This window comes from Streptococcus infantis, from assembly GCF_047460825.1.
Classification (GTDB): domain Bacteria; phylum Bacillota; class Bacilli; order Lactobacillales; family Streptococcaceae; genus Streptococcus; species Streptococcus infantis_V.
In genome coordinates, this window is the sequence record NZ_JASHFO010000020.1 from 1 (window position 1) to 23,416 (window position 23,416).

General features: G+C 39.9%; 17 protein-coding genes. 7 read left to right on the forward strand and 10 right to left on the reverse strand.

Annotation, left to right across the window (positions count from 1 at the left end; genetic code table 11):
* The 5 genes from QM911_RS06800 to QM911_RS06820 form a co-directional block, all read left to right on the forward strand.
* Positions 1 to 2,427: DUF2971 domain-containing protein (locus QM911_RS06800; protein ID WP_414313505.1), on the forward strand; the 2,427-nt coding region annotated here is incomplete at its 5' end.
* Positions 2,428 to 2,586: 159 nt separating this feature from the next.
* Positions 2,587 to 2,913: a PadR family transcriptional regulator gene (locus tag QM911_RS06805; RefSeq protein WP_049526196.1), complete on the forward strand. Its 327-nt coding sequence runs from the start codon at positions 2,587 to 2,589 to the stop codon at positions 2,911 to 2,913.
* On the forward strand, positions 2,900 to 3,493 hold the full coding sequence (locus tag QM911_RS06810) for a DUF1700 domain-containing protein (RefSeq protein WP_414313506.1): 594 nt from the start codon (positions 2,900 to 2,902) through the stop codon (positions 3,491 to 3,493). Before QM911_RS06805 ends, QM911_RS06810 begins: the two co-directional genes overlap by 14 nt.
* Positions 3,486 to 4,394 carry a DUF4097 family beta strand repeat-containing protein gene (locus tag QM911_RS06815; protein ID WP_414313507.1) on the forward strand — a complete coding sequence of 303 codons (909 nt, stop codon included), beginning with the start codon at positions 3,486 to 3,488 and terminating at the stop codon, positions 4,392 to 4,394. The genes QM911_RS06810 and QM911_RS06815 overlap by 8 nt, the downstream gene beginning before the upstream one ends.
* Before the next feature lie 87 nt (positions 4,395 to 4,481).
* Positions 4,482 to 5,453: a DUF6574 domain-containing protein gene (locus QM911_RS06820; RefSeq protein WP_414313508.1), complete on the forward strand. Its 972-nt coding sequence runs from the start codon at positions 4,482 to 4,484 to the stop codon at positions 5,451 to 5,453.
* Positions 5,454 to 5,609: 156 nt separating this feature from the next.
* On the opposite strand, the gene QM911_RS06825 is transcribed toward QM911_RS06820, so the two are convergent.
* From QM911_RS06825 to QM911_RS06870, 10 genes are all read right to left on the reverse strand, one after another.
* Positions 5,610 to 6,467, reverse strand: coding sequence for a DUF4299 family protein (locus QM911_RS06825; RefSeq protein ID WP_414313509.1), 858 nt, complete (start codon positions 6,465 to 6,467; stop codon positions 5,610 to 5,612).
* A gap of 123 nt (positions 6,468 to 6,590) precedes the next feature.
* Entirely contained in the window at positions 6,591 to 7,577 is a 987-nt protein-coding gene (locus QM911_RS06830; RefSeq protein WP_414258555.1) for a rhodanese-related sulfurtransferase, read from the reverse strand.
* Between the two features lie 131 nt (positions 7,578 to 7,708).
* Positions 7,709 to 8,398, reverse strand: coding sequence for a CPBP family intramembrane glutamic endopeptidase (locus QM911_RS06835; protein ID WP_060956332.1), 690 nt, complete (start codon positions 8,396 to 8,398; stop codon positions 7,709 to 7,711).
* 157 nt (positions 8,399 to 8,555) lie between these two features.
* Positions 8,556 to 10,043, reverse strand: coding sequence for an ABC transporter substrate-binding protein (locus QM911_RS06840; RefSeq protein WP_000800381.1), 1,488 nt, complete (start codon positions 10,041 to 10,043; stop codon positions 8,556 to 8,558).
* A 109-nt stretch (positions 10,044 to 10,152) separates the two neighbouring features.
* The gene (locus tag QM911_RS06845; RefSeq protein WP_414313510.1) at positions 10,153 to 11,073 is read right to left on the reverse strand and encodes a carbohydrate ABC transporter permease; all 921 of its coding nucleotides are present in this window, start codon (positions 11,071 to 11,073) and stop codon (positions 10,153 to 10,155) included.
* Positions 11,074 to 11,086: 13 nt separating this feature from the next.
* Positions 11,087 to 12,016, reverse strand: a complete 930-nt coding sequence (locus QM911_RS06850; RefSeq protein ID WP_049530327.1) for an ABC transporter permease — start codon at positions 12,014 to 12,016, stop codon at positions 11,087 to 11,089.
* Positions 12,017 to 12,219: 203 nt separating this feature from the next.
* Complete coding sequence (locus tag QM911_RS06855) at positions 12,220 to 14,100, reverse strand: beta-N-acetylhexosaminidase (RefSeq protein ID WP_414313511.1); 1,881 nt, start codon at positions 14,098 to 14,100, stop codon at positions 12,220 to 12,222.
* Positions 14,094 to 14,963, reverse strand: coding sequence for an ROK family protein (locus tag QM911_RS06860; protein ID WP_414313512.1), 870 nt, complete (start codon positions 14,961 to 14,963; stop codon positions 14,094 to 14,096). The genes QM911_RS06855 and QM911_RS06860 overlap by 7 nt, the downstream gene beginning before the upstream one ends.
* An 84-nt stretch (positions 14,964 to 15,047) precedes the next feature.
* Positions 15,048 to 17,693: an alpha-mannosidase gene (locus QM911_RS06865; protein ID WP_414313513.1), complete on the reverse strand. Its 2,646-nt coding sequence runs from the start codon at positions 17,691 to 17,693 to the stop codon at positions 15,048 to 15,050.
* A gap of 231 nt (positions 17,694 to 17,924) precedes the next feature.
* Positions 17,925 to 19,205, reverse strand: coding sequence for a glycoside hydrolase family 125 protein (locus tag QM911_RS06870; protein WP_414313514.1), 1,281 nt, complete (start codon positions 19,203 to 19,205; stop codon positions 17,925 to 17,927).
* Between the two features lie 172 nt (positions 19,206 to 19,377).
* Here QM911_RS06870 and QM911_RS06875 point away from each other — a divergent pair, with 172 nt between their 5' ends.
* Positions 19,378 to 21,462 (forward strand): GH92 family glycosyl hydrolase, encoded by a 2,085-nt coding sequence (locus QM911_RS06875; protein ID WP_414313515.1) that lies wholly within the window; start codon positions 19,378 to 19,380, stop codon positions 21,460 to 21,462.
* 425 nt (positions 21,463 to 21,887) lie between these two features.
* Entirely contained in the window at positions 21,888 to 23,336 is a 1,449-nt protein-coding gene (locus QM911_RS06880) for an APC family permease (protein ID WP_414313516.1), read from the forward strand.
* Positions 23,337 to 23,416 lie beyond the last annotated feature (80 nt).

The window sequence follows — 23,416 nt, forward strand, 5'->3', positions numbered from 1 at the left end:
CAACAAAATGTTGAGGAGCTACTAAATACTATTAATTCTGTCAAAGAAATTTTTGAACGCTTCAAACAATCTGAAGACATTGCATCACTTTATAGTATGGTTCTGGTCAATTTGTCAGCTAAACAAGTGAATGTTGAGGAGCTACTAAATACTATTAATTCTGTCAAAGAAATCTTTGAGCTTTTCAGACATTCTGAGGACATTGCTTTACAATACGCTAAGGCTCTAGTCAATTTGTCAGCTAAACAAGAAAATATTGAGGAGCTACTAAATACTATTAATTCTGTCAAAGAAATTTTTGAATCCTTCAAACAATCTGAAGAAATTGCTTTACGTTATGCTTTTGCTCTTGGCTATTTGTCAGTTGAACAACAAAATGTTGAGGAGCTACTAAATACTATTAATTCTGTCAAAGAAATTTTTGAACGCTTCAAACAATCTGAAGACATTGCATCACTTTATAGTATGGTTCTGGTCAATTTGTCAGCTAAACAAGTGAATGTTGAGGAGCTACTAAATACTATTAATTCTGTCAAAGAAATCTTTGAGCTTTTCAGACATTCTGAGGACATTGCTTTACAATACGCTAAGGCTCTAGTCAATTTGTCAGCTAAACAAGAAAATATTGAGGAGCTACTAAATACTATTAATTCTGTCAAAGAAATTTTTGAATCCTTCAAACAATCTGAAGAAATTGCTTTACGTTATGCTTTTGCTCTTGGCTATTTGTCAGTTGAACAACAAAATGTTGAGGAGCTACTAAATACTATTAATTCTGTCAAAGAAATTTTTGAACGCTTCAAACAATCTGAAGACATTGCATCACTTTATAGTATGGTTCTGGTCAATTTGTCAGCTAAACAAGTGAATGTTGAGGAGCAAATAAATACTGTTAATTCTGTCAAAGAAATCTTTGAGCTTTTCAGACATTCTGAGGACATTGCTTTACAATACGCTAAGGCTCTGTTCAATCTTTCAAATCTGCAAAATGATATTAAGCAAAATCAGGATATAGTTAATAGAATATTAGATATCCTAAAAAATTTCTCTAGCGTTGAAATTCTTAATATTCTAGTGGAAATACTACAAAACAGTTCTGATATAAAATTAGATACAGATAAGATTCCAACTACTAGTCTCACAAAAATTTTAGATAAGCTGTGTTTAAATTCTAATATTGATACGGACAGAGAATTACTAATTCGTGCTTTAAACCTTAAACTTACTTCAGGCCGTAGACTAGTTGTAAATACCAAATACGATATTTTAAATGATTGGATTGAAAACTATAAAAATGTTAAAGATAAAGATAAACTCAATCAACTAATAGATATCTATAGGATCGTTCAAGAAATCAAATTTAAACTTGGTTTGAAAGAAGATAATAAGAAGCTTCAATTTGGTCATTACACTAAAGGGGCTACTCTACAAGTTATATTAAAACAAGAGGAAAATGAAAAGAAGGAAGAGAAGGAAGAGAAGGAAGAGAAGGAAGAGAAGAAACATATTTTTTCCGTTTCTGGAAAAACTCGCTTGTACAATGCTAGTTATATGAACGATCCCGAAGAAGGGTTGGTTATCGAAAAAGTGTTGAAATCTAATAAAGAAGGAAAAATTTCATCCTACTTTGAGAAACGAGATATTTTAGATCCTAGCTCATGGTTTTTAATGAGTTTTACCAGTAAGACCGATGACTTGGCCATGTGGTCCCAGTACGGTGATGACGCTCAAGGTGTTTGTCTTGTACTTAAAGAAGATGATTTTTCAAGATTCACTTCTTTCAATGATGTGTCATGGCGTAAAGAAACTCTACTACTAGAATCTGAAAATAAGAGTGAAGTTGCAATATCTGAATTAAGTAGTGATTTCAAAAGTTCTCCGAATAAATTAGAGAATAATGATTCAAGTAATTCTATCAATAGAGATGAAACCCAACTAAAATCTGAGAAAAAAGACAATGTTTCTAAAGGAAACATTGATTATCTATATAGAATAGCCTATATAGGTAAAGATTTTAAACTCGAGAAATCCGAACTCTTCGATGATGATGAAATAAACAAATTAGATGAATCTGTAAATCATTTAAAACAAAAATTGGAAGAAAATTTGGATGAGAGTGATCCCTTTTATAAAAATGCTATCTCTAAATGTATCGAAGAAATTCGTTACTTATTTAAATCTGTAGATTACAAATATGAAAACGAACTTCGTATCTTACGCTATGCTAATCTAGACCCAAGTAACGATAAAATAAAAATTGATAAAGAATCTGGAATTGGTAAACTTTATGTAGAACGGGAAAACCCAATTCAAATTGAGAAGGTAATTTTTGGTCCTAAGTTTCCAAATCCAGAATATGTAACGCCTTTACTGAAGCTATTGGATAATGGTATCAAATATAAAAAATCTACGATAAAATTCAGATAAATTTCTCAGAAAATCCTCCAATCTTCTAGTTTTTACTAGGAGATTTTTATATATAAAAATTTTACACATATTACTTGACAGGGCTTACAAATAGATGTATGATGTATGTGTAGAATAATTATATATAAAATTTTTACATACTAAAAAAGGAGGTGCCCCATGTATTTTCCAACATCATCGGCCTTGATTGAATTTCTCATCTTGGCCATCCTAGAACAAGGGGATTCCTATGGTTATGAGATCAGCCAAACCATTAAACTCATTGCCAAAATAAAGGAATCCACCCTCTACCCCATCTTGAAAAAACTGGAGACCAACCGCTATCTGACTACATACTCTCGTGAATACCAAGGTCGGATGCGCAAATACTACTCCTTGACAGAAATCGGAGAGGAGCAACTCTTTGTCCTTCGAGAAGAATGGACACTCTACACTGACACTATCAATGGCATCATAGAAGGGAGCATTCGCCATGACAAGAACTGAATATTTAAATCAGCTTGAAGCCTATCTGATGAAGCTGCCTCAATCTGATCGTATCGAAGCCATGGACTACTTCAAAGAACTCTTTGATGATGCTGGGCCAGAAGGTGAGGAGGAGCTTATCGCTAGCCTGGGAAGTCCAAAAGAAGCTGCCCATGATGTCCTGACTACACTTCTTGATAAGAAAATCAGCGAAGAAAATTCCAGCAAGAACGACCGCCATATTTTACGCATCGCTCTAGTAGCCCTTCTTGCAGCCCCTATCGGAATTCCTGTCGGAATTGCTCTTCTCATGGCTATCATCGGGATTTTTATCGCTGCTGTCAGCGTACTTATAGCCTTCTTTGCTGTATCAGTAGCTGGACTAATCCTAGGAGGCGTTCTCCTATTTGAAAGCTTCTACGTTCTGGCTGAATCGACATCTGCTTTTATACTGATTTTTGGTGGAGGTTTACTGGCAATCGGAGCTTCGTCCCTAGTTTTGCTGGCAACGTCCTATGTAGCACGTTTCTTTGGATTACTGGTCCTTCGACTTATCCAATGGATTCTTAATAGAGGAAAGAGAGGTGAAAGACATGCGTAAATGGACAAAAGGATTTCTTATCTTTGGTGTTGTCACCAGTATCATTGGTTTTTCCATGATGATCATCGGTATCCAAACAGATGGTGTCAGAAGCCTCCTTGCAATGTCTCAAAATCCAGTATTTGAAAGTCGAATGGAAGAACTCGTTTTTGATCAAGATATTGAAAATCTAAACATCTCACTAACAGAACATTCGCTCGTCATTACGGAGTCAAACGATGATAAGATTCACCTTCAGTATCATCCAACCATCTCTGAAAAAGAAAATCTTCAACACTCTATCAAAGAGAAAAGTCTTGAAATAACTGACACCAAGTCAACTACACGTCGCTCTATAGGTTCTAGTATCGAGGGTATTCTCTATATCGCAAGCGGAATTTCTAGTCGCAATGATGAAGTTGTTCTCTCATTACCAAGAGGAAAAGACTTAAAAAATCTAACTGCCCAGGTAAACCATCGTATCCTTTCAATTGCCAATGCAAAACTCAGCAATGCCAAGATTCTGTCAAATGGCTATCTTCTTCGTATCACTGATAGCGAGATTAAAAATAGCCAACTAACCACAGTTGGAATTGTCAATGTATTTGAAACAAGTCTAACAGATAGTCGTATCCAAGCAGACCATGAACATATCAAGGCAGACGATATCCAAGTGCATGGTCGAGTGGAATTCGAGGCAAGAAAAGATATCTCACTCGAGTTATCCCAAAAGGAACTTGAGCGAATCAATGTTGAGTTTTCTGCTGAACATGGTGATATCTATCGCTGGCATCGAGACAGACGTGACATACCTACGGGAGGTAGTAAAGGTGAAGCATTAGCGAACCCTTACAAAACAGAAAAAAAAGATACGCAAGATCTCCTCTTCGCAAAATCGAATCAAAGTATCTATTTCCCATAATAAGATCGCTTGCTTTCTTATAGAAATCATGAATAAAGACAACTAGTAATTACTACTCAAAAATTAATCAAAAAAGGGAGGTCTATTATGACTCAAGAATGGTTTGAAAGTGCTGATTTCGAAAAAACAGCCAACAATGACAAAAAAGATAACCCATCCGACTCAGTTCTCCTTGAAGAAGATGCAGAGACAAGAGAAGAGGCGCCAGTAGTTGAAGAAAATCCTCAAGCCAACCCAGAAGATAAGGAAACTAGTGAGGAAACTGTAGAGACTGAAGAACTCGCTGAAAAATTAGAAAAGATAGACGAGTCAGAAGAACCTGTTAAAGAAGCTTCTCAGAAAAGTCAATCTTTGACTAGCAAGTCTTTGGAAAGCCCATTTTTACCAGATTCTGCATCTACAAAAACAGCAGTATTTGCAGTTTTAAAAGAAGAACTGGCTGATCTTTGGGTTTGGCTACAAGGAGCCCTTAAAGAACCGACAGCAAGCATTGATTCAGATAAAAAACATAGTTATAACGCCTTTGCGCTCCTAACTATCTTTTCTGCTCTTAGTTTCTTCTGTGCGATTTATCATATCAAGCATGACTACTACGGCCATATGGCGTCTATCAACTCTCATGCCGTCGAGCAGTTCCCTTCACTGAATCTCTTTTCTATCTTCTCCATCTTGGTAGCGACAAGCTTATTCTTCTTTTCTATCCTTATGGGTGGATTCGTGGTTAAACGTTTTGTCAATCAGGACAGTGACTGGACACTTGAAAAAACCTTGCAAGAGTACAGCAGACTCTTCGCCCTTCCTATCCTACTCACGGGTATTGCCAGTTTCTTTGCCTTCTTTAATAGTCTACGCTTTGCGGCTCTTCTCTGCCTTATTAGCATTGGTCTGGTACTTCTTGCCAACCTCTATACCATCTCAAGACCAAGTAAAGATAGCCAAACTGACTCCTTCTATCGCCTTCTCTTAGCATTTCTAGTTAACGGTGGTATCCTATTTCTCTTCTTCCTAGCAGAAATGACTCTGGTTTTTGAATATCTACGAATCCTAGCTTTTATGTAAAATAAAGGTAGCGAGATAGAAAGATATTAGCTTTAGAGGATCATTACTATAAAATTTTAAAAACAAAAAAAGCGAACAAGACAGAATTCTGATAATCAGAAAACTAATCTTGTCCGCTTTTTAACTTTATAGAAACTTTTGTCACAGATTCCTTATTTATCTATTTGCTAAAGCTTCAAAATCCTCTCCTGAAACTGGTCCTACCTCTACTTGGTTGGCATCCAAATCCTGACAAAGTTCCTTTGTAAGAACTTCTAAAAAGGCTTGGTAATCCAGTCTAGCTACTACTTCATAGTCTTCAGGCTTAGAACCATCTCCAGAGATTTTTACCAGGTCAATCTCCCAGACAAGCTCTTTTCCTACCAACTGCTCAACATAAGGCACAGGAACAACAGGACCTTTTGGCAAAATAGTCTTTACTCCTTGAGCCAGGTGGTAGATTCCATGAACCTTACCCTCACTATCTGGGTAGAATTCAGCACTTGCAGGATAAGCATCTGACCCTTGAACCCTCTTAACTAATTCTTCAAAACGTGCCAGTCCATCTTCTTCTAGGAAACTTTCCAAATCCTTCTTATCAAAGTAAATAGTTGATAGAATACCCTGACAGAAACCTAAACGAGCAGCCTTATCAGCTAGATAGTTCTTAACCGTTTCTTGGAAATAGTTTTCCAAATCAAAGTCTGCCAAACCTTCAACAGATTCACCAACCTTGCTAGACAAGGCTTGCAAGAGAGCTTCTACAATTTCCCAGTCAGCTCTTGTAATTAAGTCAGGAATGATCACTTGATAGCCTTTTTGAGCATCTACATAACGAACTTTAAAGAGAAATTGAGACTTACCTACGATTCCACACTCGATATACTCAAGGCGATTGAGGGGTTGACGAAGATAGACAGCATCATAACTATGTGACTCTAAGCCATCTACTAGGGCCAAGACTGACTTAGCTGTTAGAATCTCCTGTTGTCCTAAAATACTTTGTTTATTTGGAATAAAAAATGTTTTCACCATAAATGGTCTCCTTTGAAATCGTTTACATATAGTATACACCATTTTCCTGAAAGATGCAGAAACAAATTTAAGATTTTTTAGTCAAAAGCATAGAAAAACAGCCCATCAGGACTGTTGATACTATTATACAACTTCAGAATGATCTAGGTTCTCACCAATCGCTGCTAAACGCTCGATAACTTGGTCTTGCGTCAATTCATGTTCTAAAACATAGCGATTACGTGGGTGAACACGGCACTCGTGTGAGCAACCACGGAGATATTTATCTTCGTTGTCTTCTGATGCCAAGATACGACGGTTACAAAATGGATTTCCACAGTTGACATAGCGTTCACATGGTGTTCCATCAAACCAATCCTTCCCTACAATGGTTGGATTGACATGGTTGACATCGACTGCGATACGCTCGTCAAAGACATACATTTTTCCATCCCAAAGTTCGCCTTGAACTTCTGGGTCTTTCCCGTAAGTCGCGATTCCTCCATGCAATTGACCCACGTCTTTATAGCCTTCACGAACCATCCAACCAGAGAATTTCTCACAACGGACTCCACCAGTACAGTAAACAACGACGCGCTTGTCCATGAATTTTTCCTTGTTATCACGAACCCATTGTGGTAATTCACGGAAATTGCGGATATCCGGACGAATAGCTCCACGGAAATGTCCAAGATCGTACTCGTAGTTATTACGAGTATCAAGGACAACTGTATCTTCGTCTAGAAGAGCTTCTTTGAATTCTTTTGGAGACAAGTAAGTACCTGTTGTTTCAAGGGGATCGATGTCGTTGTCAAAGTTATCATCCTCTAAACCAAGGTGGACAATCTCTTTCTTGTAGCGAACAAACATCTTCTTGAAGGCTTGCTCACTTTCTTCGTCAATCTTGAACCAGAGGTCTTCCATACCTGGAAGGCTGTGAACGTAGTCCATGTATTTTTGCGTTGTTTCGTAGTCACCAGAAACGGTTCCGTTGATCCCTTCGTCAGCCACTAGGATACGGCCCTTGAGCCCGATAGACTTACAGAAAGCCAAATGGTCTGCAGCAAATTGTTCCGCGTTCTCAATTGGGACATATTTATAGTAAAGTAAAACTCGAATATCTTTTGTCATAAGATTGATTCTCTTTTCTAAGATTAAATTATCAGAATTTTTCATTCAACTATACCAGTATACTCCCCCAAGAAAGCGAATGCAATTTATTTGACTGAAAATTGAAAACAAGACCATTTTCAGATCTTGTTTCAACTAAATATTCGATGAAGAAAGGTTAACAAAAATGGTAAGGTTGCTACAATATTATTAATCACATGGACTGCATAGCTAGGATAGATACTCTTGGTATAACGAGTTAATCCAGCACAACATACTCCAAATGTCGAAAAAACAAGAATATCTAAGAAATTTGGAAAGCTAGAAAAGTGAGGAAGAGCAAACAAAACCGAAGGAAGAATCAGGTCAAGTCCAAGCTTCGAATCTTTAAAGAAGGCGTGTTGGAACAAACCCCTATAAATCAACTCTTCCATCAGAGGACCTAGGAAAAATAAGGTCAGGTAGAGCCCCAACTCAGCAAAATTTGTCCCACTATAGCCGATTAGTACAGCCCAGCCTTCAGAGGTTGACTGTACATGTCTTGCCGTTTGAAAATTAAAAGATATGCAAAGTACAGTTACGAAAACCGTCAAAACTGTATACCATAGCCATTTTTTCTTTGGAATAACAAAAAGATATCCATGGCCTGTCTTGACTAGTATCCAAATCATGAGGCCAATAAAGACAAGACTGATAAGATTTTTAATCCAGAAAAAATTCCCAATCTGAGAAGAAAATTGCCAGTAATTTTGGACCACAAGTGTTAGCTGAGAGAGTCCATATATGAAAAATAAGTAAGATAAGATTGCACTGATTTTAAAGAGTAGATGGTATTTTTTCATGTGTCTGCGTCCAACGTTATATGTAAGAGTAAATATATGATTTTGAATACAAATAATTATATGTAAATACTTTAAAAAGAATCACCACCTCATCTGGAAAAACCAGACAAGGCAGTGATCGCTCTTTTTAGGAATGAATACACGAAATCAATCTATCTTAAGATTTTTTGTTTTTCAAGAATTCGTCGTATTGTTTTTGCATTTCATCCAATACTTTTTGGTAAGCACCTTCAGATTTAAGTTTTTCCATCAATTCTGGAATAGCTTTTTCTGGGTCTACAGTACCAGTGTTGATAGCTGTATCGAATTGTTGCATAGTGTTAGTGATAGCTGAGATTTCAGATTTCACGTTGTCAGTGTTAAAGATGAATCCAAGCGCTGGAGATTCTTTTGCAGTTTCCAAGTCTTTCTTAGATTGTGCAATTTGTTCATCTGTAACGTTTTCGTTGATGTAAAGGATCCAGTTGTTACCAGTGTTCCATCCTGACATGTGAGTGTTTCCTTTGTATCCGTCAAGGACTTTAACACGGTTTTCTTTACCTGCAACTTTTTCCCAGTTCTTGCCTTCTGGTCCATAAACAAGTCCGTTCAAGAGTTCTGGGTTAGTGTTCAAGAGGTTCAATACTTCCATTGCTTTTTCTTTGTTCTTAGAGTTGTTTGAGATTACAAAGTTAGCAACTTGAGTTGTTTGGTTTTTCTTGATGAAGTTAGTAAATGGTTTGATTTGGATGTCTCTGTTAGCTACACGAGAAAGCAAGCTGCTACCGTAGTCAGCTGGTCCTACTGTTTCTTCGCGAGCAAACCAAGTATCTTGAGTAAGGTCATATGAAGTTTCGCTTGTTGCTACGTCTTTTGGAATGTATCCTGCTTCATAGAATTTGTGAAGAGTCTTCAAGTGTTCTACGAAACGAGGAACTTCGTAACGGTTTACGATCTTAGTAGTGTCGCCTTCAAGGTCGATAACGAATGGAAGACCATTTGCAACTGGGTAGTCAAAGTTTTCTGATGGAATAAAGTTTTTACCAACAGCAAATGGCATTACATCTGGAGCTTTTTCTTTGATTTGCTTCAATACTGGTTCAAGTGTTTCGTATGAAGTTACACCTGAGATATCAATTCCATATTTTTCAAGAAGTGGGCCGTTGAAGGCAAAGTTTTGTGAAGATGCAACGTTAGCCGCAACTGGAACTGAATAGATTTTACCGTTTACAGTGTTACCTTTGATGTAAGCTGGGTCAAGAGCTTTGTAAAGGTCAGCTCCTTCTTTCTTGTACAATTCTGTCAAGTCAGCATAAGCACCTTTTTGAGCGTTTACGACATAGTTATCTGCGAAGGCGATATCATAGTTTTCACCTGATGAAGTAATAACTGACATTTTCTTGCTGTAGTCACCCCAACCAAGGTATTGGATATCCAATTTAGCGCCAACTTTTTCTCCGATGATTTTGTTTGCATTTTCTAGCAATTCGTCCAAGTTATCTGGTTTGTCACCGATTTGATACATTTTGATAACAGTCTTATCACCTGAAGATGATGATTCAGCAGCTTTTTGGTTGTTTCCTTTAAGGTTTCCACAAGCTGCAAGGCTAGCAGCTAAAGCGACAAGGCTAGCAGATGCAAAAGCATATTTTTTCCAGTTTTTCATTATAAAAACTCCTTTTTTTATTTTTAAAGTTATTAACAAAATTAGATTCTTGATTTTCCTTTGCCAGAAAAATCAGAGTTAGAAAAGAAACATTGTTTCTTAAATATCCTTACTCTTTAACACCACCGATGGTCAATCCTTTTACAAAGTAGCGTTGGAAGAATGGGTAGAGGATCGCAATCGGAACAGTCGCAACAACAACCATGGCCATACGACCTGTTTCTTTTGGTAGGGCAACTGCAAGCTGTCCTGACATACCAACTGACTTAGCAATGTAATCCATGTTGTTCTGGATTTGCATGAGCAAATATTGCAATGGATACAAGTTATCACTCTTGATGTAAAGAAGGGCGTTAAACCAGTCATTCCAGAAGCCAAGCGCTGTCAATAGTGTGATCGTTGCGATACCTGGTAATGACAGTGGCAAACAGATTTGGAAGAAGATACGAGCTTCACTAGCTCCATCGATACGAGCTGATTCGAGGATTGCTTCTGGGATGGTTTTCTTGAAGAAAGAACGCATCAACATGATGTTGAATGGTGATAGAAGCATTGGAACAATCAAGGCCCAAATGGTATCACCAAGGTGAAGCAATTGTGTCACCACAATATAGCCTGGTACCAAACCAGCGTTGAACAACATACTAAGAAGAGCGAAGATTGTAAAGAATTTACGATACTTAAATGTTGAACGTGAGATGGCATAGGCGTAAGTTGTAGTAATAAAGACGTTTGTCAATGTACCGACAACTGTCACAAACACTGAGATAAAGAGTGCTTGTAAAATCTTATCTTTGAACTGAGCCAAAAACTCAAAACCATCTAATCCAAACTGTGATGGGAAGAAGCTATATCCATATTGAACGATACTCTTCTCATCTGTAACTGAGATAATGATTACAAAGATGAAAGGCAAGATACAAGAGAAGGCCAGCAAACCAGAAATGATACTAAAGAAGATATCTGCTTTCTTGCTGAAGGAGTGTATGCCAACATTATCAATTTTTGCTTTTTGAATTTTTTTTGCCATATGCTCCTCCTTTCTAGAATAGTGCTGAGTTAGGATCAACACGTCTTGCAAGTAAGTTTGATAGAATAACCAGAATCAAACCAACGACTGACTGATAGAGACCGGCTGCTGATGCCATACCGATATCTGCTGTCTGAGTCAAACCGTTAAAGACATAGACGTCCAATACGTTTGTTACGCTATAGAGCTGACCAGCGTTGTGAGGGATTTGGTAGAAGAGACCGAAGTCTGCACGGAAGATGTTTCCGACTGCAAGGATGGTCAATACTGTCACAAGTGGTGTTAACTGAGGGATGGTTACGTTGCGGATACGTTGCCATTTGCTAGCACCGTCCACTGTCGCTGCTTCGTAGTAGGTTGGATCAATACCCATGATTGTTGCATAGTACATCACACTACTGTATCCAAAACCTTTCCAAATTCCTAGGAAGAGGAGAAGATAAGGCCAGATACTGATGTCAGCGTAGAAGTTAATTCCCTTCATGCCAAGAGCTTCTAAGGTGTGGTTAATAAGCCCTTTATCGATATTTAGGAAAGCATCTGTAAAGAAACTGATGATAACCCAAGATAGGAAGTAAGGGAATAACATAGATGTTTGGTAGATTTTAACCATTTGCTTAGAGCGAAGTTCACTAAGGATAATAGCGATACCAACTGACACGATCAAACCGATAAAGATAAATCCAAGGTTGTAAAGGACAGTGTTTCGAGTGATGACAAAAGCATCTTTGGAACTAAACAAGAATTTAAAGTTATCTAGTCCGACCCATTTACTATTTATAATACTGTGAACGAATCCTTCACCAGTCATATGGTAGTCTTTGAAGGCAACCACATTTCCAAATACTGGGATGTAGAAGAATAAAATCAACCATAATGTCCCTGGTAAAACCATTAAGAGAAAAATCCAATTATCTCTCAAAGTTTTTGAAAACTTGTTCATAATTTCCTCCCTTTTTATTTTTCTAAAACTTCATAATCTCACAATTTTTAGATTTGATAACGTTTACAAAAATAGTATACTCTTATTTTAAGGATAGTTTAAACTACTAATTATAGAAAAAACTCCACAAATTATTTTATGTGGAGAACTTTTTTATATAAGAATAGGTTTCACGAGAAACTTTCTTCCTGAATAGAGTTTTTCTAGGTTGTATAAATGGTCGAAGCTGTCACGATGGTATGCCACTGGTTGGCTGTTGTTGCTGCGAAGTCCTTGTCTGCGTAGAAGTCAGTAAATGGAAGAATCTCTACTTCTAGTTCGTCAATACGAGAGATTTCGCCTGCTAGGTAGTTTTCAATGCGACTTTCTGCTCGCTTGATCCGCTGCAAAAGTCCACCCATGCGGATATCTACTGTATCCAAACCAAAGACCTTGTTTTCTTTCAACCATTGCTGGCTAAAGAGCTTGTGGAAGTTTTCAATCTCACTTCTGAGTTTTGGCAATTCTTCTCTGGCAATTTGTTTCAAGCTGTCTTTGTCATCCGCTTGATAAGCCTCACGAATGCGTCGTCCCACATCCACTTTGCCACTTAAAATAGCATTCAACTGGGCCTGGGTCTCAAAGAGATAAGCGTAGGTACCTGCTTTTTCTTTGATAGCAGCAAGAGTCACAGCTGCCTGGGCAAAGTGCGGATTGTCTTGTTCAGGTGTCATGTGCTGATCAAGAATTGGGCAAAGAATATCCTGGTAAAAGACATATCGGTTGGGATTGATGCCACTGAGATTATTTGGTAGATCTGGCAAGAGATTGGCAAGATCAAGTTGCATGAAATCCTCAACGGATAGACCTGTATTGGTCTTGAAATGATCTGACAAACGGTCTAAATCGTTGCGGTAGCTGAGTTCTGCCCAGATTTGTAGACTTGGCAGAATAGAGAACTGAGCTGTTTCACCACCATTATCTCCCCAACCAGTCACAATGACTTCCTTGATCTGATTAGCACGGCAGGCTTTGTTAGCTTCGACAGCGATGAGACGACTGAAATGGTTGTGTGGTGTGAAACCAATCCACTTCCAAGCACCACCTGCAAAGGCAATATCCTGGCTAATCTTGTGGTGGTTACCGAAGTTACGGTTGTATTTTTCTTCGCTATCCTGATAATAATCCCAGTAAACCAAGGTCACACGGTCTTTTAGACGATCTAAGTAAATACGAGTTTCTTCTGGAATTTCAACATCACGGTCGTACTGGCCATCTGCTGACATGAGTTTGAAGAACATATCGCTCCACATCTGGCAGTGGAAACCATACTTGTCTGCAATATCCAGCACGCGCTCCAAGTGTTGGCACATGAGGAGACTACGATCCACAATACCGTTCAGGATAAGATAACGTCCCAAACCAACTAGGTGAGCTTCATCCATTCCGATATTGACCTTGCGAGTTTTCAGTTTAGATAGAGTTGCAAACATACCGTCAATTAGGTCGTAAACTTTTTCTTCGCCGATGAGAAGAATGTCTTCTACATCACGAAGTTGCTGGACTTCTTTGACGCCCCATTTGACAAAGGCTGATAAGTGAGCCAAGGTCTGGATACAGGGTACAAAGGTCATATCGAACTGCTGGGCGTAGCTTTCGATTTCCTGTAACTCTTCAGCTGAGTAGGCTCCACGGAAATAACCAAAGTAAGGCTGCCCCTCAATCTGATAGGTGTCCTCCATATAGAGCTCAAAGGTTGAATAACCCATGAGAGCCAAGACCTCAATCATCAGCTTGGCAGATGCGACATTGAGCACGGCATTGCGCGAACAGTCTGCCATGTAGGCTAGATCTTCATAGGCAGCTTTTTCCTCAATCTCTACCTTGTCCCCTTCTGCTAAAGCTGTTGCGAGCACAGACAAGGCACGGTAGAGTTGATGAGGTTTGCGGTAGGTCAGTTGATACTGCCCATTCTCACCCTCGATAGAGATAGAAGCTTGGTCAGACTGAGCGACCGCTACTTCTACATCTGGTAGAGAAATGTGATTTTTTAATACTTCGATAGCTTGGGCTTGTTTGGGACTAAGTCCTGTAAATCTTACCATTGGTTTTCCTCCTGTAACCAGTTGACAAGGGCACCGTAGAGATTGGCATCTGCCTGATAGGTGCAGGCTTGAATGACTGGAGCGATTGTATATTCTTCATAGGTTTCGACAAAAGTGTCTACTGCTTTTTGAACCCCTTTGATAAAATCTGGGTTCTGACTGATAGAGCCGCCTAGGCTAATGACATCTGGGTCGATGAGATACTGGATATTGAGCAGGCCTTGAGCTAGGTTACGATTCATGCGCTCAATGGCTTCTTGGCAGAGGGCGTTTCCTGTCGCAGCCTCTTGGTAAATCTTACGGCCATCCCAGTCAGGCTGACCTGATTTTTCAATCACATAACGCACCATGTTTCCCGTAGAAGCTAGTAACGACCAGTTGTTGAGCCTTTCTGCAGGCTCGATAGTTGTCATATAACCAAACTCTCCACCCAAACCATGACGACCTCGGTGAAGTTTTCCATTGATAATCATAGCGCCACCGATTCCTGTCCCAATCACGACACAAGCTGCATTTTCAATCTCAGGATGAGCTAGCAGTTCACTGAGCCCAACACAGTTGGCATCATTTTCTAGATGAATTGGAAGCTTGTGATGAGCAAGGACCTCATACCAAGAAAATCCATGAATGTAAGGAATGGCGCTGATCCCCTCAATCACCCCGGTTTCTTGATTAACGGCTCCTGGCACACTCATGGCAATCCCACGGTAGTCACGTTCTGACAATCGCTGGTCCAACCAAGCTAGCAACTCTTCCAGAGTCTCTGGCGTTGCGGTGCTGGCCTTATCTAAAATCTTTCCATCAGGAGTAAGACTAGCAAACTTAATCCCAGTCCCTCCGATATCAATGGTTGCAAGTGTCATTTCTTTCACCTGTAAAAAGGAGCGAATTAGCAGTTGGTTCTTACTTTTTCGCTCCTCCTTTCTGTTTATGTTTTCTTTTTGAAATTAAATTTCTTCTTTTTGAATCAATTCTGTACGAATTTCTTGTGGTGCCAATAGTCCTGAATGGACTGGGTATGGGCGTTCCAACAAGTCAAGAATAGTTTGTTGTTTTTCAGACACACGGATATTTTCTTGACTCATGTTGTAGTAACGAAGGACATAACCTTCTTCATTCTCAGCCACCTTAAAGGCTGTTGGGCAGACTTGTGGCAAGTTCAGTGCCGGATGGTTAAAGAGGCTACCCGTTGCTGCAACGCTACCCTCTTGTTTTGCAACTTGAAGAACTGTAAATGGCACCTGGAAGGCTTTGGCACGACGGAAAGCTGAGAAGCGTTCCCCTGCTTGGTGACATTCTACTGCAAATTCAACTTCGATATCACGCAAGCACTGAGCTTCCGGAGTTGGGAAGTAACCCCAGTCACCGAGTTCGCCTGAAGCACGGAGAAGGGTTACAGCCATGATGTCGTCTCCAAGAATTTCGTATTCGTGTAATCCTTTATTGGCTACGGTCACTCCTTTTACATCATCATACAAGCTGACAAAGGCTTGTTGGTGTTGTGGATTTTCAGGATTTTCCCAAGAAGCTGCTGGTTTATTTGGTCTTGTCACAACTTCATAGATACTTTCAGAATCGTTACTTGGGCGTGTGTTATGAGTTTTGACCAAGAGACGGATGCGGTGGTCTTTAGCAGTGTTGGTAAAGCGAGTCTTGAAACGAATCTGTGGATTGTCCACAAAGACAGTCATTTCTGTTTCAAGAGGAATGGTTGTCAACTCTTCTGAACGACCTGCATCTCGTTTCATGAACTCGATGATGCCTCTTTGCTCAGCATCCAATTTTTCATCTGCGCTAACTGGAATAGTCAAGTCGTGTTTGAGCAAGACCTTAGCATAGCGAGCATTGTTTTCCAGAACTTCATAACCTTTCAGTTGAGCAAAGATTGGCTCTGTTCCTTTTGGTTGGAAGTAAATGTACTCGTTACCAATATCTCCACGGTCCTCGAATTGGATGAAATCCTCGTAGGCTTCGTTAGTAGTCTTGTCGTAAACTGTAATTCCTTCATCTACACTCACTGTTACGAATGGTGTATCAATGACTCCATTTTGGTAAATACCATCACGGTGATTTACTTGACCTTCAACCAATTGGAAGCTTGCCCAAGAAAGCGGAGCAAGGTGGACTGGGATTGTCACGCGCACTTGGCGTGCAATATAGGGTTGACGGAATTTATCTTTAGGCAGAGTATAGCCAAAACTTGCTCCCAAGTCTTCAATCTTGGCTTCAAGGACATGGCCATCCAAATCTTCAACATGGTAATCTGGCAAGGTCACGGCTGCCATCTTCTTGTAACCTTCAGTCGGATGCAATTCTTTAAAATCACAAGTCACAACATCCACTACAACACTAACTGTATCAACCTTGTCATGTAAAGCTGTGTTGACAACGGTAAAGAGGTGGTCGCTTTGCGCTTCCTGAGTTGCTATTTTATGTTTCCACTCATTGAGAAGGTTAGTCTTGACAAAGTTTCCAACCTGATTGACCTTGGCAAAACGAGTTTCCATTTCACGGTGAACTTCGTCAATACTACAACCACAGATACTATCGTGCGGTGCATTTTGCAAGAGCACTTTCCATGCATAGGTCAATTGGTCCTTGTGGTTATGACCGCCAGTGAGAATAGTCAATGGTTCCACAACCTGCTCTAACAAGTTGCTATTTTCTTGGAAGGATTGTTTGAGGTAAACGCGTGAAGAAGATGTGTTAGCAAGAGTATACCAACCATCCGTTTCCTGACTGGTCAACTCACCTGTGACCGTTGATAATTGTTCAGGAAGGGCACTTTCCAGTGCTTGGACATATTCGTCAAATGAGCTATGAATAAAGGTCACGTCAGGGAAGAGTTCGTTTGCCACACGAATGGCTTCGCTCAGATTTCTCTGAACAGGTTGGTGGTCACAGCCGTTCATCATCAACCATTGGTTGGTCGATGCATAATCACGGACGTCTGCTAATTTTTGTTTCCAGAAAGTCAAGGCTTCGTCTTTATCCACTGGAATTTCATTCCCGTTACTGTACCAGTTAGCAAAAAGAATACCGAGTACACGGCTACCATCAGCACCCTGCCAGTACATTTCTGAGAATTGAGAGGTAAACTGTTCATCTTCAAGGACTTGGTTGTCAAATCCGATTGGTTTGACACCACGTCCAAAGGCCGCTACGTGAATGCCTGATTTTTGAAGGATTTGAGGAGCCTGCCCCATATTTCCAAAGGTGTCTGGGAAGTAACCAATTTGAGTAGATTTGCCCCATTTAGCACATTCAGCTTGTCCAATCAAGGTATTGCGGACGTTAGCTTCACTTGAAATCAAGTAATCATCCTGCAAGATATAGAATGGTCCAATCTTGAGCTTGCCTTCATCGATATAGCGCTGAACCTTGTCACGGTTTTCAGGGCGAATTTCTAAATAGTCATCAAGGACAATGGTTTGTCCATCCAAGTGGAAACTCTTGAACTCAGGGTCATTTTCAAAAAGATCAAAGAGATTGTCAAAAAGTTCCACCAATTGCATACGGTGACTTTCAAAAGGTAAATACCACTCACGATCCCAGTGGCTGTGAGAAATAATATGTACAACAACATTTTCCATGAGTAAAACCTCATTCTAACTTAAATTTAAAAATATATTTGTGATTCTAACAAGAATCAGTGAAGCTAAAGCGTGCTCCTTATACTCAATGAAAATCAAAGAGCAAACTAGGAAGCTAGCCGCAGGCTGCTCAAAGCACTGCTTTGAGGTTGTGGATAAACTGACGAAGTCAGTAACCATACCTACGGCAAGGCGAAGCTGACGTGGTTTGAATTTGATTTTCGAAGAGTATTAGCGGATATCCAAGTAATCCAAGACTAATTCGCAGAACATCATGTTGGCCCATGAGAACCATTCACGAGAGTAGAGAGTCGGATCATCTACGTGGAAGCTTTCATGCATCACACCTGTTCCGCCATCACAGGCAACCAGTTGGTCTAGCAAGAATTTTTTCTCAGCTTTATCTGTAGCTGTTAAACCTTGGATAGATAGGGCAATCGGCCAGATATAGCGATAGAAGGTATGAGAACTTCCGAGACCGCTAGCGTATTCTCCTTGGTAGAAGTATGGATTTTCAGGGCTGAGAATGGTGCGACGAGTTGCTTGATAGACTTCATCGTTGACATCACAGTAACCAAGATAGGGAGCCGCCAACAAACTTGGTACGTTAGGGTCGTCCATGATGCTAGCATTTCCCAAACCGTCTACTTCAAAGGCGTAAATCTTTTCACCCTTGCTGTTAGTCGTGTAGGCATAGTTTTCGATTCCTTCTTGGATCTCAGCTTGGAGACGTTTGGCATCAGCAATGATGCTTTCACTATCAGCTAGATTCAATTCTGCAAAGATTTCTTGGACATAACCTAAGACAACGACTGCGAACATATTTGATGGAATCAAGTAGCTGTACTGACAGCTGTCATCACTTGGACGAAAGGCTGACCAGGTCATCCCTGTCACCGCAAAATCAGGTCCAAAACCATCATTAACCAACGTATCTTCCTTACGGTCGGTATCACGAACAAAACGGTATGGTGAGTTCTTGTGGTCTTGTTCAACCGTCCAGAGATGGAGAATCTCCTTGGTCGCTGTAACAAAGGTTTCATCAAACTGGCTAGTCTCACCAGTTTCCTTCCAAAGAAGGTAAGCCAACTGCAATGGGTAGCAAAGCGAATCCACTTCATACTTGCGCTCCCAAATCCAGCCATTGAGATCTGTATGGTCGGTCTCGTGGTGACCCTTCCAGTTCTCCTCAATATTGAAAGAATTGGCATAGGGGTCCTTGAGAATCAAAGTCATCTGACGTTTGACCAAACCAGCAATGGTCTGACGCAAACGAGGATCTCTTTTTGCCACATGAAGGTAAGGTCTTAGCTGAGCAGTTGAGTCACGAAGCCACATAGCTGGGATATCTCCAGTCAGTACAAAAGTTGAGCCGTCTTCTAAGATCTCAACTGTATTGTCTAAAGTGTCTGTGTAACAACGTTCAAAGACATCCACCCACTCAGGATGCTCCTTGGCACGCTCCGCTACCTCATCTAGCCACTCTCTGACAATTTCTTTTGAATATACCATAAACTATTTTGCCTCTTTCAAACAAATTTTCATTTTCAGTATATAGCTTTTAGTCCAGAAAATATATACACAAATGTTAGTCATTATTCTACAAAATTGTTATATTTGAAAGTCATTTTCTAAAAGTATCCTTTTTCTGATATAATGTAGAAAACTACTGAAGGAAACCACTATGAAACCGATACTTGAAACCATTGATACCCGCTTTGGCACAGCTAGCAAGCATGCATTTTCACGAGGTAATACACTACCATACACAGGGGTTCCTTTTGGGATGAATTACTTTGTTCCACAAACTAGTGACCAGGAAGGTTCTTGGTTTTTCGATCCCCATCTACCTATCTTTCAGGGTATTCGACTAACCCACCAGCCTAGTCCTTGGATTGGCGATTATTCTTGGCTACTTCTAACTCCAGTCACAGGAGATATTATCGGGGATACCCTCTACCATCGCCAATCCTCTTATAATCTAGAGCGTGCTATTTTCAATCCCCATTATCTCCGAATTTTTTCTGAGCGTTATCAGATTGAAACTCAATTAAGTCCTACTTGCTATGGGGCTTCTATTCAACTAAGACAGATACAAGGCAAGAAACTCTCACTCTATCTGCATGCAGCAGATGATTTATCACTAGAGCAAATAGATGAGCGTACTGTCAGCCTTGGTCAAATCGGATTAACCGAAACCAACAAAAGTCCCCTCGTCATGTTTACTGCTCTCGCATTCTCTACAGATATTTTATCTATCAATCAAGTGGGGCAAGACTGGCGTATCGACTTGGCTGAATCGGAAGCTCAAGTTCAACTAGCCACTTCATTTATTTCCAAAGAACAAGCTTTCTTTAATCTTCCTAAACAGGATTTTACAGAAACAAGAGTAGACGCCAAAAAAAGTTGGGAAGATCTTCTAGGCCGATTTGATGTCGTGGAAACCGGCTCGGTAGACCGAACATTTTTTGATCACTGTCTTTATAGACTCTTTCTTTTCCCACAAACCTTCTATGAGGTAAATGAACAAGGCGAGAATATTCATATAAACCTTGCTTCAGGGACTATCAAACCAGGGCTATTCTTTACCAACAATGGTTTTTGGGATACCTTCCGCACTTCATTCCCACTCTTTGCCTTGATTATTCCAGAATACTATCGTCAGTTCCTTGAAGGCTTCCTCAATAGCTACCGCGACACTGGATATCTTCCTAAGTGGCTTGCCCCTGATGAAAGAGGAATGATGCCTGGCACTTTGATTGATGGTCTTATTGCAGATAGCGCCTGCAAAAACATGGCACCTGAGCTTGAAGAAGAATTTCTCAAAGCCATGATTGAAACTGCAACCAAGGCAGATCCAAAAGCTATCAATGGACGACACGGCCTGGCACAATACCAAAAGCTAGGATACCTATCCACGGACTTCCATGAAAGTGTCAGTCATACACTGGACTATGCTTACAGCGATTTTTGCATCTCTACCTGCGCAGCAAAATTAGGTCAAGAAGAGCTGGCACAAACCTATGCTCAATATGCTAAGAATTATCAAAACCTATTTGACCCTGAAACAGGCTATATGAGGGCGCGTGATGTAGATGGCAACTTCCGTCCTGACTTTTCTCCATATAGTTGGGGGCGAGATTACGCCGAATGTTCAGCTATTCAAGCCAGTCTCGGTATCTTACACGATATTTCTGTACTTAGTCAACTAATGGGTGGAAAAGAAGCCTTTAGCAACTATCTTTTGAAAGCTTGTCAAAGTCTCCCACTTTTTGAAACGACAGGCTATGGCTATGAAATCCATGAAATGAGCGAAATGGCAACATCACCATTTGGTCAACTAGCTATTTCCAACCAACCAAGTTTCCACATCCCTTATCTCTTCCGCTACAGTAATTATCCTCAATATACCAGTCTCTTAATCAAGACTCTCCGTCAAAAAGCCTTTCGAGCTGGCTGGGATGCTTATCCAGGAGATGAGGATAACGGTAGTCTATCTGCCTGGTATGTCTGGTCTGCTCTTGGACTTTACCCAACTTGCCCAGGAAAAGCAAGATATGACCTTGGGATTCCACTCTTTGACCACCTTCGTGTCAATCTAGCTCAAGAAAAGAAATGGCTTGATATTCGTACACAACAAAATCATGAACACTTCCACTTTGTACAAGACTGTCATCTTGACGGAAAAGGAGTTCAGAGTATTAGTCACCAGGATTTGCTAGATGCTCAAACTCTCAACTTTACCCTCAGCTGGTTACCAAATCACTAATAGGTCAAATCCCTTTGTCATGTACAAGGGGATTTTCTGATTTATACCAAATCCTCCACAAAGTTATCCACAGATTGTGTATAACTTTCAATCAACTTTCAAATCAATTTCATGTACTTCCAAACGATTTCTCTCAACCATTTTTTTGACATTCTAAAGTAAAACACCCTCAATATCCTGTTCTATCAATCTTTATAACCGACTAGCTTAGTACCCAACTCATACATTCTATCTCTTTTTTCTAAACTAACATTTAGAAAACAATTTTTTATTTCACAAAGTTATCCACAGATTGTGTATAACTTTTACTCAAGTGCAAACTCCAGCTGATAAATTCCCCCTACATTTTTTATAGGAAATTTCGGATTTTGTTAGGCGCTTTCAAAAAAACATGATATACTGAAATTAATAGAAAAGGAGACATTATGAAAAAAGATCAACACCAACTTAATTGGCTGATGGTTTCTCTGATTGCCTTCAACATGGTTTGGGGGCTAGGAAACGTCGTCAACAACTATTCTCAACAGGGAATTTCAGTCGTCGTATCTTGGGTTTTAATCCTCGCACTCTACTTCATCCCTTATTCCCTCATCGTTGGACAACTGGGTTCTACCTTCAAGGAGAGCGGAAGCGGTGTTAGTGACTGGGTTGAAAAAACATCAACCAAACGTCTAGCTTACTTTGCTGCTTGGACCTACTGGGTTGTGCATATCCCTTATCTCGCACAAAAACCTCAAGGAATTCTAATTCCGCTTGGTTGGGCCTTGCAAGGTAACGGACAATTCCTTAAACAAATCGACATCCACTGGATCGTTATTCTCTGCTTGCTAATCTTTGGACTTTTCCTCTACCTTTCTACAAAAGGATTGGCAACTCTAAAAGTCATTGGTAGCTTGGCAGGAAGTGCTATGTTGGTTATGTCTTTACTCTTCGTGCTTTTGGCTGTCGGTCTGCCTTTCATCAAGCCAGATATTCAGTTTGCGACACCACACATGGATCAACTAAGCACCTATATTCCAAACTTTGATTTTTCTTATTTTACAACAATCTCACTATTGGTCTTTGCAGTTGGTGGTTGTGAAAAAATTTCCCCATATGTCAATCAAACTCGCAACCCTGCAAAAGAATTTCCAAAAGGTATGATTGTGATGGCCATCATGGTGGGTCTATCTGCTATCCTCGGATCAGTTGCCATGGGAATGCTATTTGATGGCAATAATATCCCTGAAGACCTCATGCGTAATGGCGCTTATCAAGCCTTCCAAATGTTAGGAAATTCTTGGGGAGTTGGAAACCTCTTTGTCGTGATCTACGCTCTTACAAACATGGTCGGACAAATCGCTGCGCTTGCCTTCTCTATTGACGCACCATTGCAAATCCTTCTCAATAACGCTGATGAAAACTACATCCCAAGCTGGCTTCGCAAACGTACTGAAAAAGGTGTCCTCATTAACGGCTACCTTCTTACAGGTGTCCTCGTTAGCCTTATCATCATCCTTCCAATTTTTGGTATTCAGGAAATTGACGGACTTGTAAAATGGATGACAAACCTCAATTCTATCGTAATGCCAATGCGTTATCTCTGGGTATTCCTTGCCTATATGATGCTCAACCGTGCTTGGAAAACATACAAAAATGCCGAATACAAGTTTGTGAATAATCCTAAACTTGGTTTTGTTATCGGTACTTGGTGCTTCCTCTTTACTGCCTTTGCTTGTATCCTTGGTATGGTTCCAAAAATTAACTACGCTGAGAATCCAACTGCTTGGCAATTCTCTCTTCTTACAAATATCTTGACCCCAATTATTCTAATTGGATTAGGTGTGATTCTACCAGTACTTGCCAAAAAAGAACAAAAGAAACAACTCAAGTAAGTCTACTACTAGCTAGATAAAATCGATTTTATCTTTGCTTGAAAGAATTTTCTCAGCAAAAATCCCCTTGAACAGTAACG